The sequence below is a fragment of the Bacteroides sp. AF39-11AC genome (genome assembly GCF_003474285.1).
Taxonomy (GTDB): Bacteria; Bacteroidota; Bacteroidia; order Bacteroidales; family Bacteroidaceae; genus Bacteroides.
On record NZ_QROH01000001.1, the window covers coordinates 21,261 to 36,035 of the forward strand.

Here is a 14,775-nt window from a genome sequence, read left to right on the forward strand (position 1 = left end):
ATTTTTTATGAGATAGATTAATTGAAAATCTTTATACGTATGAGAAAAAGCATTTTATTACTTCTGTTACTTGCTGTTCCTGTTCTGTTACAGGCGCAAATGATGTATGGGGATACTACCCGGATAGGTATCCCTTTTAGTAAAGATCCTCATGTTGTTAACTTTAAAGGGAGATATCTGATGTATTATTCGATTCCTCCTTATAAAGACAATCCTGCTTCCGGTTGGAATATAGGCATTGCTGAAAGTCATGATCTTATTCGCTGGAATAAGGTAGGTGAGATCACTCCGGTACCTGGAGAGGATTATGAAAAGAATGGGTTATGTGCTCCCGGAGCCTTGGTCAAGGATGGGAAAGTGAATCTGTTTTATCAGACTTATGGGAATGGAGCGAAAGATGCTATTTGTCATGCCGTATCTGAAGATGGGATTAACTTTAAGCGAAATCCGACCAATCCTATTTTTCGTCCTGATGGAGACTGGAATTGCGGGCGTGCCATTGATGCGGAGGTTTGCGAGTTCAAAGGTAAATACTATTTGTATTTTGCCACGCGTGACAAAGACTTTAAGATTCAGATGCAAGGAGTTGCCGTAGCGCCTGGAGATACAGATTTCAGTCGGGATGCCTGGAAACTTGCAATAGATGAGGCAATACTATATCCCGAACTGACTTGGGAAGGAGAATGTATTGAAGGCGCTTCCATAGCGAAGAAAAATGGGAAACTTTTCATGTTTTATGCTGGAGCATACAACAATGCCCCCCAGCAGGTAGGAGTTGCTGTCAGCAAAGACGGTATACATTGGGAACGTTTGTTCGACAAACCTTTCATGCCCAATGGCAAACCGGGTGAATGGAATTCTTGTGAATCCGGTCATCCTCATTTGTTTACTGACCTTGACGGACGAACTTATCTGTTTTATCAAGGTAATAATGACTATGGTAAAACGTGGCTCATAACCAATGTGGAGGTTTTCTGGAAGAAGGGGAAACCTTATCTGAAGAAGTGAAATAATCAATATTAAAAAACAAGGACGAATGAAGAAAGTATGCATATGGTTGATTTGCACAATACTGTTTGTAATAGCTGGTTGTGCAAATACAAAAAAGAAAACGGAAGCTGAAAAAGAGGTGGATACATTTACGAACCCTTTAATCTTTGCTGATGTACCCGATGTGGATGTAATACGTGTAGGCAGCGATTATTATATGATAAGTACCACCGCTCACATGTCGCCCGGAGCGCCTATCATGCATTCCAAAGATATGGTGAATTGGAAGATTATCAGCTATGTATTTGATGAAATCAATGAAAGTCCCAAAAATAACCTGGAAGGAGGAAACATTTATAGCCGTGGGCAGTGGGCGGCCTCTTTACGCTACCATGATGGCCTTTTCTATGTATTCTTTGGTACAGGCAATAAATCATATATCTATACAGCAAAAGATCCTGCCGGTAAATGGGAAAAGAAGCTTGTAATTGATGAGTATTTACATGATGCTTCCATGTTGTTTGATGATGACGGCAGCATTTATCTGGCCTATGGAGCACGTCATATCCGTATTATCGAGTTTAATAAAGACTTGTCGGGCATTAATCGTGAAGGACTGAACGTGGAAGTGATTCCTGCAGAACCTAAAGGATTGCTGGAAGGGGTACATTTCTATAAGTTTAATAATAAGTATTATATGACATTTATCTGGTGGCCTGAAGGCGGTATTCGCACACAGCTCTGCTTCCGTTCTGATAAGGTGGCCGGACCTTATGAAATGAAAATAATTCTCTCTGATGATATGGGATATCCCAATCACGGTGTGGCACAAGGCTGTTTCATTGATACTGAAGATGGTAAATGGTACGGTATGCTTTTCCAGGATCATGAGGCAGTAGGACGTGTTCCTGTGCTGATGCCTTGCCGTTGGGAAGATGGCTGGCTGATGCTGGGAGATGAAAATGGTAAAGTACCTCAGGTGATGGAGAAGCCGGTAAAAGGCTATAATGAAAAGACGGAACTGGTAGTGAGCGATGAATTCAAGGGTAAGAAATTAGGGTTGACCTGGCAGTGGAATCATAACCCTGATAATGCACTCTGGTCACTGGCTGAACGTCCCGGATATCTGCGCTTGAAAACAGGAAAAGTGGTTAATAATATTTTTGATGCACGTAATACCTTAACCCAGCGCACAGAAGGTCCGAAGTGCAGTGGAGTAGTGGCATTGGAACTCTCTCACATGAAAGATGGTGACCGTGCCGGTTTGGCTGCTTTCTGTTCTGAACCGGGAACTCTGACTGTGGTTCAGGAAAATGGAAAGAAGTTCCTGATTATGACCGACCGTGGTGTTGAAAAGGCGCGTGTAGAACTGAAGAAGGATAAAGTTTACCTAAAGATGGATTGTGATTTTACGACCGATGATGCCGTATTTTCTTATAGTCTGAATGATAAACAGTGGGAACAATTAGGTGGGAAGTTCCACATGATTTTCAGTATGGCCCACTTTACGGGCAATAAGTTTGCTATCTTTAATTATGCTACAAAAAATGCCGGTGGATACGTAGATATTGACTTTTTCCGTTATGATAAATAATACGACAGACTATGAAGATATTAGTTCTTTGGATGTGTGTAGTCTTACTGGTTGCATGCACTACTGGCCAGAAAGAAGACTTGACGGCATCGGGCCTGAAACGAAGCCATTTTCAGACGGAAGTAAGCGGAAAGAAAACAGATCTGTTCGTTCTGAAAAATAAGAATGGCATGGAGGTATGCGTCACCAACTTCGGAGGACGTATCGTTTCTGTGCTGGTTCCGGATAAAGAAGGAATGATGCGTGATGTAGTATTAGGATTCGATTCGATACAGGATTATCTGAGATTCCCTTCTGACCTGGGTGCAACCATAGGCCGCTATGCCAATCGTATCAATCAGGGAAGGTTTGTTCTGGATGGTACAGAATATCAGTTGCCGCAAAATAATTACGGACATTGTCTGCATGGCGGTCCGAGAGGATTTCAATATCGTGTTTTCGATGGCCTTCAAAAGAGCGATCAGGAATTACAGTTGGCTTATCTGGCAAAAGATGGTGAGGAAGGGTTTCCCGGTAACCTGAATTGCAAGGTAACCATGACGTTGACGGATGACAACTCTATTCATATTCAATATGAGGCTGATACGGATAAACCGACCATCATTAATATGACTAACCACTCTTACTTCAACCTTGACGGCGATCCTTCCAAGAACAATTCGGATTATCTGTTGACTGTAGATGCTGACTATTACACTCCGGTGGACAGCACGTTTATGACCACTGGTGAACTGGCAGCAGTAGACGGAACACCTATGGACTTCAGAACTCCTGCAGCGATTGGCAGTCGCATGAACCTGGATTTCGAACAATTGAGAAACGGACATGGCTTTGATCATAATTGGGTGCTGAATACAGAAGAAGATATCACTCGTTCCTGTGCTACACTTGAATCTCCTGCAACAGGTATTATACTGGATGTTTATACCAATGAACCGGGTATTCAGGTTTATAGTGGAAACTTCCTGGATGGAACACTAACCGGAAAGAAAGGTATAGTATATAATTTCCGTGCAGCAGTCTGCCTGGAGACGGATAAATATCCCGATACTCCCAATAAATCTGATTGGCCGTCGGCTATATTAAGACCGGGTGAGAAGTATAATACACAATGTATTTATAAATTCTCCGTGCGCAAATAAATTATTATGTACTTTTGACAAAATAGGAATCATGAAAGATATGAGATTTATAGGCTATATTATTTTGAGCATGCTTGCAGGAGTGTATACTGTTAAAGCGCAAACCGTCCCGAAGGCTCAGGAAGGGGAACAAGTGCTTTTTGCCGATCCTTTCATCTTTTATTACGATGGACTCTATTATGCCTATGGAACTTCTTCCTTTGATGGCATTGAAGCCCTGGTATCTACAGATCTGGAGCATTGGGAAGTGCCGGGAGGAGCTAAACGCCATTTGGCCCTGCACAAAGAAGATGTTTATGGTGAGACCTGGTTTTGGGCTCCTGAAGTCTACCAGGTGAATGGAAGGTTTTATATGTACTATTCGGGTGACGAACGTATTTGTGTGGCTATGTCCGATTCTCCGTTGGGGCCTTTTAAGCAAGTGGAGAAAAAGCCGATGTTCAATGAGAAAGCAATAGACCATACACTCTTCATAGATGACGATGGCAAAGCTTACCTTTTCTTTGTCCGTTTTAACGATGGATTGAATGTATGGGTCGCTGAACTCGAAAAAGACTTGGTAACTTTGAAAGAGAAAACACTGCATCCTTGTATTAAAACGACTCAACCTTGGGAAAAGACGTGCGGAGGTGTTAATGAGGGACCTTTTGTTATAAAACATGAGGGACGTTATTATATGACTTACTCGGCCAATAGCTTTGAATGCCAGGACTATGGAATAGGTTGTGCCACTGCTACTGATATTATGGGGATATGGATAAAGTATGGTGAGAACCCGTTGCTGCAGAATGAGAAAGGCTTGGTAGGAATAGGGCATAATGCACTTTTTACTGATAAAGATGGTAAGCTGCGCATTGTTTATCATGCTCATAAAGACAAGAAAAATATTCATCCCCGGGCCATGTATATTGGTGATGTTTACTTCAAAAAAGTAAGAGGGGTAGATCGGTTGCGGATAAGTAAAGAACGTATTGTACCCAGAATATCCCGCATCGGTTCAAATCAATGATAAGGTCTCTGCTCCCCGAAAAATGAATTGCATGAATTACGCAAATCTTCTTTATGTTTTATGAAGTAAAGAGTATCTTTGCGTAATTCATGCAATTCTTTTTTTATAATTTATGGAAAGCAAGCAGACAGCAAAGGAAATCCAGCAAGAACTGGAGCAATACATTGATCCTGTAAAGCGGGAATATCTTCCTAATTTCTTCAAAACCGGAAAGGGACAATACGGAGAAGGTGATAAGTTCCTGGGTATCGTAGTTCCTAACACCCGTATGGTGGCGAAGCGTCATAAAGATGCACCGTTCGAGGTAATGGTAGAATTGTTGCAAAGTGAATGGCACGAATGCCGCCTGTGTGCCTTGCTGATGTTGGTAGAACGCTTTAAAAAATGCGATGAAAAGGGCAAAAAAGAAATATTCAACTTTTATCTGACGCAGACTGCCCGCATCAATAACTGGGATTTGGTTGATCTATCCGCTCCGGGCATTGTGGGCGAATATCTGAAAGATAAGCCTCGTGATGTTCTCTATCGTTTGGCCGATAGCGATCTACTTTGGGATCAGCGCATAGCAGTGGTCTCTACCTATACATTAATCAAAAACGACGATTTCATCGAGATTATAGCTCTCTCTGAACACTTCTTGCACACTCGCCATGATCTGATGCAAAAGGCTGTAGGCTGGATGCTGCGGGAAATGGGGAAGCGGGACAAGGACTTATTGGTGCAGTTTCTTGAAAAGCATTGTAAAGTGATGCCCCGCACGACATTGCGCTATGCGATAGAAAAATTTCCGGAAGAAGAACGAAAAGAATTTATGAAGCGGTAATAGGCAGACATATACTGTTGGCCACACTTTCATCGTTTGCGCTGCAAAAACCCAGGTAGGCAATCAAAGTATCATCCTTCCAGTCTTTAGGAAGTTCCAGTTCGGCGTTGCCATCCGAGCGCATAGCTGCTGATGTATCATAAACAGCCATGGTTTTCTCTTTGTTGTATACTAATAGCATGGCTGCATCCGTAGTCATGGCATTCCCTTGTTCGCTATTGTCCTCCCAGGTGAAGAGAGCTTTGCTGTCTTCGGTGCTGACTGTTACATTGGATGCTTGTGTCAGGCTTCCATGTGACACCAATACTTTGTTATAGTCAATTACTAATCCCTGCTCACTGTCTGCCAAGGCATTTTTCATCACATAAGACATGGCGGCGTTGAAAGCAGTCTGCCTTTCCGCAAATTCCCGGTATCCGATGCGTAGAAAAGGAGTGATTGTTCTGAGAAAGTTGAGTGCTACCTGAAATTTGCTGCGTTGTCCCTGTTGTTTTTCGGTGCGTGGATTGGTCATGTTGGCAGGGCGGGTACGCATATAAGGTATCCCTTTCCATGTACATCCTACCAGATTTCCTACTTTTCCTGTGAATCCGCCGAAAGCTCCTTGTTTGATTTTTCCCATGATAGTTTAATTTTTAATAATTCATATTTTGTTGTTTGCGAAGGGAGAGAGAAGTCTGGGCATGGCTTTTCTGATTCTTCATGCATTGCTTTTTGAAAAGTGTTGCACTGCAAAGGTATGAATAAACTTTTTCTTTTAGCCTTTGATTTTGACGGTTTGTTTTCATGAATTTTAAATATATGTGGAACATTCTCAAAATGTGGTACTTCGTCATAATTAAGGCTGGTCTCGGACTTAGTTGTGTCTTACCTTCTCCTTGTATATAAGAAGGAGTAGGTAGGGAGTAGGTAGGGGGAAAGTAAGGAGAAGGTAGGGAGTAGGTCAGTAGCTATTATATTTTCCTGCAGTTTGTGAAGTTATCAAGCTTTGCGTGCGGAGGTTTTTTCTTATGCAGGGTATTTTATCTTGATACAGTAATGTTGTTTGTGAAAAGAGTTAACTTATAGGGATAATCTCAAAATAAATTAGTTATTTTGCAGAAAACAAAAAGTTGCGGTATGAAGTCACTGTACATCAAGAACTACAAGAATCTTAAGTAAAAAACTAAGCCTCATTGGGGATAAAGACTACATGAGGAAATATTCCTTGTGCAGTCTTTTTTCATGATGTGTGATTGCATGTGAGCCGCAAAGGCAGAGTTTCTTTTCAGCATGAACAAGCGGAGAAGGACGGAATGATGAAGCGAGGAAAGAAATTAAGTGAAAAAATAGATAGGGTTCATCAGTTTGTACTATCTTTGCTCAATAGAACCAAAATATGGAGACATGGATTGCGAGAAGCAGACAACCGAATATAAGAGTCTTCTGAAAATCAGGACAGGAGATAAAGGATTCAAAGACTTATCCGTGACCTGTGTTGCTTTGGCAAATGCACAAGGCGGAAGAATTTTTATAGGCTACGATGACAAGAAGACAGAGAACTATCACCTGGTTGATGAAGGTTATTTGACGAATTTAGGTGTTCTTTGGTTAGGTACGGCAAAGCAGAGAAGTTCTATCTGTTATCCTGCTACGGTTCAGTATATTGTTTATGATGTGCTTGAGCGAAAAGTACGAAAAGAAGAATGGCATGATAATCGGTTGAATCCTAAAGAGCTGCTTCTTGATATAGAACAGAAGGCTGTTGAGTTGACTTATTCGTATGAGTTTCCGAATGGTTTGTTTCGTAAACAAATACGGCATTATCATCCTAAGTTGGTACGAGAGTTGTTGGTCAATGCTTTAGCTCATAAATCATATACCATTTCCAGTGACATAATGATTAAAGTTTTTTCTGACAGATTAGAAATCTCTAATCCGGGAGGGTTGCCATTGGGTATAACAAAAAATAATATTTTGCATGCCAAGCATCGGCGTAATCCTAATATGATAGAGCTACTGAGCGCTTTGGAAATGATGGAAGGTGAAGGATCCGGTTATGATTTGATTTATGAACTGAATGCTATGGAAGCAAAGGATCCGCCTATGATAGAATCTTCGTACAATGAAGTTACAGTGATTCAAAATGCGGAGATTATAGATACGGAGCTGCTTCCTTTGCTGGACTTTGTTTTGCAGAATTATCAGTTGACGCAAAAGGCATTTACAGCTTTTGGTATCATAGCCCGTGAGAAGAAGGTGCTCAGTACGCGGCTTTCTGCCATACTTCAGCTTCAAGAAGAAGACCGTTTGCGTAGCTATACAGATAAGTTGTTGAAAGATAATATTATCGGAAGGACTGGTGCGAAGAAAGGTACTCAGTTTTTTGTGAATCCCCAGTTAATAAAGAATGCAAAGGTAAATTTGAAGACAACTCTGAAAACAGTAGAACCTTATGTGCTGAGAACTCTAATAATGGAAGACTTGAGAGTACATCCTAAAAGCAAGATTTCGGAGATTGCGGGCCGGTTGCCGGAAGTCGATTTACAGGAGTTGAGAAAGATGGTTTATTCGATGGTGGATGTGGAATTGATAACAGAAGGGGCCCGTACTGATAGACGTTATGCACTGAAATAAGTGGTAAAAAAAAAAAGGAAAAAAAAAGAAATAGAAAAATAAAAGGTTTAAGTGGTTGATTTTCAGCTTTAATATTGTTTTCTATTCTTTTTCTAAAAAGATAAGAAAAGAAATAAATATAGAATGGAACGAGAAGATTTTGATATACGTGATAATCAATTGACCAGTAGGGAACGTGATTTTGAAAACGCACTTCGTCCGTTGTCCTTTGAAGACTTCAGCGGACAGGATAAGGTGGTGGATAATCTGCGTATCTTCGTTAAAGCAGCCCGCCTGCGTGGCGAAGCGCTGGATCATGTATTGCTGCATGGACCTCCGGGATTGGGTAAAACGACACTTTCCAATATTATTGCGAATGAGCTGGGAGTGGGCTTTAAGGTAACTTCCGGTCCGGTGCTTGATAAGCCGGGCGATTTGGCGGGGGTGCTTACCAGTCTGGAACCGAATGATGTGCTGTTTATCGATGAAATTCACCGCCTTTCTCCGGTGGTGGAGGAGTATCTGTACTCCGCAATGGAGGATTACCGCATTGATATTATGATAGATAAAGGCCCGTCTGCACGGAGTATTCAGATTGATCTGAATCCGTTTACGATGGTGGGGGCTACTACCCGTAGCGGTTTGCTGACTGCGCCTTTGCGTGCCCGCTTCGGTATTAATTTGCATTTGGAGTATTACGATGATGATGTGCTGAGTGGTATTATTCGCCGTTCGGCAGGGATATTGAATGTTCCTTGCTCTACAAGGGCTGCATCGGAGATTGCTTCCCGTAGCCGTGGAACGCCGCGTATTGCGAATGCATTGCTGCGTCGCGTGCGGGATTTTGCACAGGTGAAAGGTTCGGGGAGCATTGATACGGAGATTGCCAATTTTGCTTTGGAAGCACTGAATATCGATAAGTATGGTCTCGATGAAATCGACAATAAGATACTTTGTACCATTATCGATAAATTTAAAGGCGGTCCGGTAGGGCTTACTACCATTGCTACGGCATTGGGTGAAGATGCCGGAACCTTAGAAGAGGTGTATGAACCGTTTCTGATTAAAGAGGGTTTCTTAAAACGTACCCCCCGCGGACGTGAAGTGACTGAACTGGCTTATAAGCATTTAGGACGTAGCCTTTACAATAGTCAGCGTACGTTGTTTAGTGATTAACGTTTAGTGATTAGTGATTAGTGATTAGTATGGAGTATCGAAATGGAGTTTTGAAGGATAAAAGCAAAGCTTTTGCTATCCGTATTATAAAGCTTTATCAGTATTTATCGGAAATGAAAAAAGAATATGTAATTTCTAAACAGTTATTACGGTCTGGAACTGCGATAGGAGCTATGCAACGTGAGGGAGAATATGCTGAAAGTAAACTTGATTTTATTCATAAATATGCTATTGCACAAAAAGAATGTAGTGAGTCGATTTACTGGTTAGAATTATTGTATGAAACCTCATACTTGAATATAGAGGAATATAATAGTATCTATGCAAATGCAGAAGAATTAATGAAATTATTAACGACTAGCATAAAGACAGCCAAGTCTCATTGCTAATCACTAAACGTTAATCATTAAATAAAGTGGCGGGATTAAAGAGTTTAGCAAAAGAAACTGCTATTTACGGGGTAAGTAGTATTGTAGGACGTTTCCTCAATTATCTGCTGGTACCTGTATATACGATAGCCTTGCCTGCATCATCGGGTGGTTATGGTGTGGTTACGAATATATATGCCTGGGTGGCATTGATGCTGGTATTGCTGACGTGCGGCATGGAAACGGGATTTTTCCGTTTTGCCAATAAAGGGCAAGATGATCCGATGCGGGTATATTCCACCACCTTGTTGAGCGTAAGTATTGGCTCAGTGATATTCGTTGTTTTGGGATTGTTGTTTTTGGAACCTATTGCCGGATGGTTAGAATACGGAGAGCATCCTTGGTATATAGGTATGATGATGATTGTGGTAGCAATGGATGCTATTCAAAGTATTCCATTCGCTTATCTGCGTTATAAGAAACGCCCCATTAAGTTTGCTGCATTGAAGTTGTTGTTTATCTTCCTCAATATTGCTCTCAATCTTTTCTATTACGTCGTTCTGAAAGGGAATGATGTAGGTTATGCTTTCCTCTTCAATCTGATATGTACTTCTGTTGTCATGTTGTGCATGATACCGGAACTGAGGGGATTTACCTATATACTGGATAGAGAATTACTGAAACGGATGCTTCGTTACTCTTTGCCATTGGTGATACTGGGTGTGGCAGGTATCTTGAATCAGGTGGCCGATAAGATTATTTTTCCCTTTGTTTATCCTGATGAGGCTGAGGCTACCGTACAACTCGGTATTTATGGAGCTGCCAGTAAGATTGCCATGATTATGGCCATGTTTACTCAGGCATTCCGCTTTGCTTATGAACCTTTTGTATTTGGTAAGAGCAAGGAGAAAGACAGTCGTGAGATGTATGCCCAGGCTATGAAGTTCTTTATCATCTTTACTTTACTCGCCTTTCTGGCAGTAATGTTCTATCTGGACATTCTGCGCCATATCATCGGGCGTGATTATTGGGACGGATTACGGGTAGTACCTATCGTTATGGCAGCGGAAATCTTTATGGGCATTTATTTCAACCTGTCTTTCTGGTACAAATTGATTGATGAAACCCGTTGGGGAGCTTACTTCTCATTGACAGGCTGTACCATCTTGATATTGATGAATGTCTTCCTGATTCCGAAGTATGGCTATATTGCTTGTGCCTGGGCTGGATTTACAGGATATGGCGTTGCTATGTTGCTTTCTTACTTTGTGGGTCAGAAGAAATATCCGATACAGTATGATTTGAAAGCAATTGGTATGTATGTGCTTCTTGCTGCTGTGCTTTATCTCGCTGCCGAATATGTGCCGATAGACAATATCTACCTGCGTATGGCATACCGTACAGTTCTGCTGATACTGTTTATCGCTTACGTTGTGAAGCGTGATTTGCCGCTGAACCAAATACCAATTCTGAACCGTATCATAAGAAATTAGAATAGTCCGCATGGCAAATTGTAAATTGTAAATCGTCAAATTGTAAATGATATGATGGAAACACCTGAACAAAACCGAAATGTTTTTGCCGTTAAAAAGTTCCTGAGCGAGTATCTTGATCTGAGAAAAGACAAGGACAATGAGCTGGAAACAGTAGACTCCATCCGCAAAGGAGTAGAGTTTAAAGGGGCTAACCTGTGGATTTTGATCTTTGCCATTTTTATGGCATCATTAGGACTGAATGTTAATTCCACAGCCGTAATTATCGGTGCCATGTTGATTTCTCCACTGATGGGACCCATCATGGGTGTGGGACTTTCTGTCGGTCTGAATGACTTTGAATTGATGAAACGTTCACTGAAGAGCTTTCTGATAACTACTCTGTTCAGTGTAACTACAGCTACTGTATTCTTTCTTGTAAGCCCTGTTGCCGAAGGACAGTCGGAGCTTCTGGCACGTACTTCACCTACGATTTATGACGTATTCATCGCATTGATGGGTGGTCTTGCCGGTGTGGTTGCCCTATCTACCAAGGAGAAAGGAAACGTAATTCCCGGTGTTGCCATTGCCACGGCTTTGATGCCCCCTCTCTGTACGGCAGGTTACGGGTTGGCAACGGGTAACTTGGTTTATTTCCTCGGAGCATTTTATCTCTATTTCATTAATTCGGTATTTATCAGCCTTGCTACCTTCCTGGGAGTGCGTGTGATGCACTTCCAACGTAAAGAGTTTGTGGATAAGAAGCGGGAGAAGAAAGTACGCCAATACATTATACTCATTGCTGTGCTGACCATGTGTCCGGCTGTTTACTTGACGGTAGGTATCATTCAGAGTACTTTCTATGAGAGTGCTGCCAACCGGTTTGTTGCCGAGCAGCTTTCTTTTGAGAATACACAGGTATTGGATAAAAAAATCCATTATCATGGTAGCAAGGACAATGAGATACGCGTGGTGCTGATCGGACAAGAAGTTCCTGAGGCTTCGATTGCCATTGCCCGTAGCAAGATGAAGGATTATAAGTTAGGTGAAACAAAGCTGATTGTTCTTCAGGGAATGAATAACGAAGCAGTGGATATTTCTTCTATCCGGGCTATGGTGATGGAAGACTTCTATAAGAACAGTGAAGAACGACTGGTGGAACAAACAAAGAAGATTACGGTGCTGGAACAGAGCCTGGCAAGATATAAGTCTTTCGATGAATTGGGCAAAAAGATTGTTCCGGAACTAAAAGTTCTCTATCCATCAGTGAAAACAGTTTCTATCTCTCATGCCATAGAACTGACGGTTGATTCGGTACGGACAGATACCATTACACTTGCCGTACTGAAGTTTGGCAAGCATCCCGACGCCCACGAGAAACAGAAAATCACCGAATGGCTGAAAGCACGTACGGGAGCGAAACAACTAAGACTGATTGCAGAATAATTTAATACGAAATAGAATGAAGCTAAAGTATATCCTGATTGTTGCTTGCAGCCTCTTCACGTTGACGGGACAGGCGGACGAAGGTATGTGGATGCTGGGAAACCTGAATAAACAGACCCGTAAAACGATGAAAGAACTCGGCCTGCAAATGCCTGCCGATAAACTATATAATCCGAAGAAACCCTCATTGAAAGATGCAGTAGTCAGCTTCGGAGGATTTTGTTCCGGTGTGGTAGTGTCGGAAGACGGGTTGGTGTTTACCAATCATCACTGCGGCTTCAGCAGTGTGCAGCAACATTCGTCGGTGGAGCATGATTACCTGAAAGATGGTTTCGTAGCCCGTAGCCGTGCAGAGGAATTGCCTAATCCGGAGCTTTATGTTCGTTTTCTGCTTCGTACGGAAGATGTAACCAAGCGTGTGCTGGGAGCCGTTAAACCTTCGATGAACGAGATGGAACGTTCCAGTGCGGTAGACTCTATGATGATGGTAATAGGCGGTGAGGTATCCCTGAAAGACTCCACTTTGCTTGGCGTGGTAGATGCTTATTATGGAGGCAATGAGTTCTGGCTCTCCGTTTACCGCGATTTCAATGATGTGCGGCTGGTGTTTGCACCTCCTTCCTCTGTCGGCAAGTTCGGCTGGGATACGGATAACTGGGTGTGGCCCCGGCATACAGGAGATTTCTGTGTATTTCGTATTTATGCAGATCGCAAGAACCGGCCTGCCGATTACTCTCCTGATAACGTCCCGTATCATCCTGAATATGTAGCTCCGATTTCACTGGATGGCTATAAGGAGGGCTCTTTCTGTATGACGATAGGTTATCCGGGAAGTACGGAACGTTATCTTTCTTCATTCGGCATCGAGGAAATGATGAATAACTCCAATCAGGCGCAGATTGATATTCGTGGTGTGAAACAAGCCATCTGGAAACGTGAAATGGACAGTAAAGACAGCATACGCATTAAGTATGCTTCCAAATACGATGAAAGCTCCAATTACTGGAAGAACAGTATCGGGGTCAACCGTGCCATCCGTAAGCTGGGAATCCTGGAGAAGAAGCGTGAAATGGAGCAGGAAATCCGTCGGTGGATACAGCAGAACCCGGAAGAACGTGAGAAGCTTCTTCAACTGTTTACGGATTTGGAACTGAACTACAAGAACCGCCGGGAGGTAAACCGTGCACAGGCCTACTTTATCGAGTCTTTCCTGTATGGACCGGAATTAGTGCAGCTTGCACTGAAGATTCTAAACTTCGACTTTGAAGGGGAACAGAAAACAGTTATTGCCGCCTTGAAGGATATCGTTGAGCAATACTCTAATTTGGACCTGGATATAGACAAGGAAGTCTTTACGGCACTGTTGAAGGAGTATCGCTCAAAAGTGGATACCACTTTCCTGCCGGAAATCTACCATACTATCGCACAGAAGTATAATGGGGATGAGAAAGCTTTCGTAGATAGTCTTTATGCAAGTTCTGAGTTGACCACTCCCCGTGGTTTGAAACGCTTTCTTGAACGGGATACTACCTATCAGATTTTCGATGATCCGGCTATCTCGTTGGGCATTGATATGCTGACGATGTTGTTCGATATGAATATGCAGATGCAGGCGCCTACTACGGAGATCATCCGTGGGGAACGTTTGCTGAACGGGGTTATCCGTCGGATGTATATATCTCGTAATTTCTATCCGGATGCTAATTCCACTATGCGATTGAGCTTTGGGACGGTATGCGGATATACTCCGTTTGACGGAGCGGAATATGATTATTATACAACGACAAAGGGTGTTCTGGAGAAAGTGAAAGCTCACGTAGATGATGTTGATTTTGCAGTACAGCCGGAGGTACTTTCATTGCTCTCTTCGGACAATTTCGGAAGATATGCCGATGAAAAGGGCGAAATGAAGGTGTGCTTCATCTCTAATAATGACATTACGGGTGGCAATAGTGGTAGTGCGATGTTCAATTCGAAAGGTGAATTGCTGGGGTTGGCTTTCGATGGAAACTGGGAAGCTATGGGCAGTGATATTCTTTATGAACCGAAGATGCAGCGTACCATCGGGGTGGACGTGCGCTATATATTGTTTATGATTGAGAAATACGGGAAAGCAGGGAACCTGATTCAGGAATTGAATATTCTCAATTAGTGGACGGG

Annotated in this window: 12 protein-coding genes; 11 read left to right on the plus strand and 1 reads right to left on the minus strand. The window is 42.4% G+C overall.

Translation table 11 applies throughout. The features are described from left to right. Window positions 1-39: 39 nt before the first annotated feature. From DW036_RS00055 to DW036_RS00075, 5 genes are all read left to right on the plus strand, one after another. Window positions 40-1,008 (plus strand): family 43 glycosylhydrolase, encoded by a 969-nt coding sequence (locus DW036_RS00055; RefSeq protein WP_118460320.1) that lies wholly within the window; start codon window positions 40-42, stop codon window positions 1,006-1,008. A 28-nt stretch (window positions 1,009-1,036) separates the two neighbouring features. Next, window positions 1,037-2,584 (plus strand): glycoside hydrolase 43 family protein, encoded by a 1,548-nt coding sequence (locus DW036_RS00060; protein WP_118460321.1) that lies wholly within the window; start codon window positions 1,037-1,039, stop codon window positions 2,582-2,584. An 11-nt stretch (window positions 2,585-2,595) separates the two neighbouring features. Beyond that, window positions 2,596-3,726, plus strand: coding sequence for an aldose epimerase family protein (locus DW036_RS00065; RefSeq protein ID WP_118460323.1), 1,131 nt, complete (start codon window positions 2,596-2,598; stop codon window positions 3,724-3,726). Window positions 3,727-3,757: 31 nt separating this feature from the next. Next, entirely contained in the window at window positions 3,758-4,735 is a 978-nt protein-coding gene (locus DW036_RS00070; protein WP_118460325.1) for a glycoside hydrolase family 43 protein, read from the plus strand. Between the two features lie 112 nt (window positions 4,736-4,847). Further along, complete coding sequence (locus tag DW036_RS00075) at window positions 4,848-5,558, plus strand: DNA alkylation repair protein (RefSeq protein ID WP_118460327.1); 711 nt, start codon at window positions 4,848-4,850, stop codon at window positions 5,556-5,558. On the opposite strand, the gene DW036_RS00080 is transcribed toward DW036_RS00075, so the two are convergent. Further along, window positions 5,545-6,180: a DUF6266 family protein gene (locus DW036_RS00080; RefSeq protein ID WP_118460329.1), complete on the minus strand. Its 636-nt coding sequence runs from the start codon at window positions 6,178-6,180 to the stop codon at window positions 5,545-5,547. The genes DW036_RS00075 and DW036_RS00080 overlap by 14 nt on opposite strands. A 764-nt stretch (window positions 6,181-6,944) precedes the next feature. Here DW036_RS00080 and DW036_RS00085 point away from each other — a divergent pair. The 6 genes from DW036_RS00085 (at window position 6,945) to DW036_RS00110 (ending at window position 14,767) form a co-directional block, all read left to right on the plus strand. Beyond that, window positions 6,945-8,174: an ATP-binding protein gene (locus DW036_RS00085; RefSeq protein ID WP_118461117.1), complete on the plus strand. Its 1,230-nt coding sequence runs from the start codon at window positions 6,945-6,947 to the stop codon at window positions 8,172-8,174. 123 nt (window positions 8,175-8,297) lie between these two features. Further along, complete coding sequence (ruvB, locus tag DW036_RS00090; protein ID WP_118221457.1) at window positions 8,298-9,329, plus strand: Holliday junction branch migration DNA helicase RuvB; 1,032 nt, start codon at window positions 8,298-8,300, stop codon at window positions 9,327-9,329. A 29-nt stretch (window positions 9,330-9,358) separates the two neighbouring features. Then, on the plus strand, window positions 9,359-9,718 hold the full coding sequence (locus DW036_RS00095; protein ID WP_118460331.1) for a four helix bundle protein: 360 nt from the start codon (window positions 9,359-9,361) through the stop codon (window positions 9,716-9,718). Window positions 9,719-9,744: 26 nt separating this feature from the next. Further along, the gene (locus tag DW036_RS00100; RefSeq protein WP_118460333.1) at window positions 9,745-11,190 is read left to right on the plus strand and encodes a lipopolysaccharide biosynthesis protein; all 1,446 of its coding nucleotides are present in this window, start codon (window positions 9,745-9,747) and stop codon (window positions 11,188-11,190) included. Window positions 11,191-11,244: 54 nt separating this feature from the next. Further along, window positions 11,245-12,615, plus strand: coding sequence for a TIGR00341 family protein (locus tag DW036_RS00105; RefSeq protein ID WP_118460335.1), 1,371 nt, complete (start codon window positions 11,245-11,247; stop codon window positions 12,613-12,615). A 16-nt stretch (window positions 12,616-12,631) separates the two neighbouring features. Continuing rightward, entirely contained in the window at window positions 12,632-14,767 is a 2,136-nt protein-coding gene (locus tag DW036_RS00110; protein WP_118460337.1) for a S46 family peptidase, read from the plus strand. The last annotated feature ends 8 nt before the right edge of the window (window positions 14,768-14,775 follow it).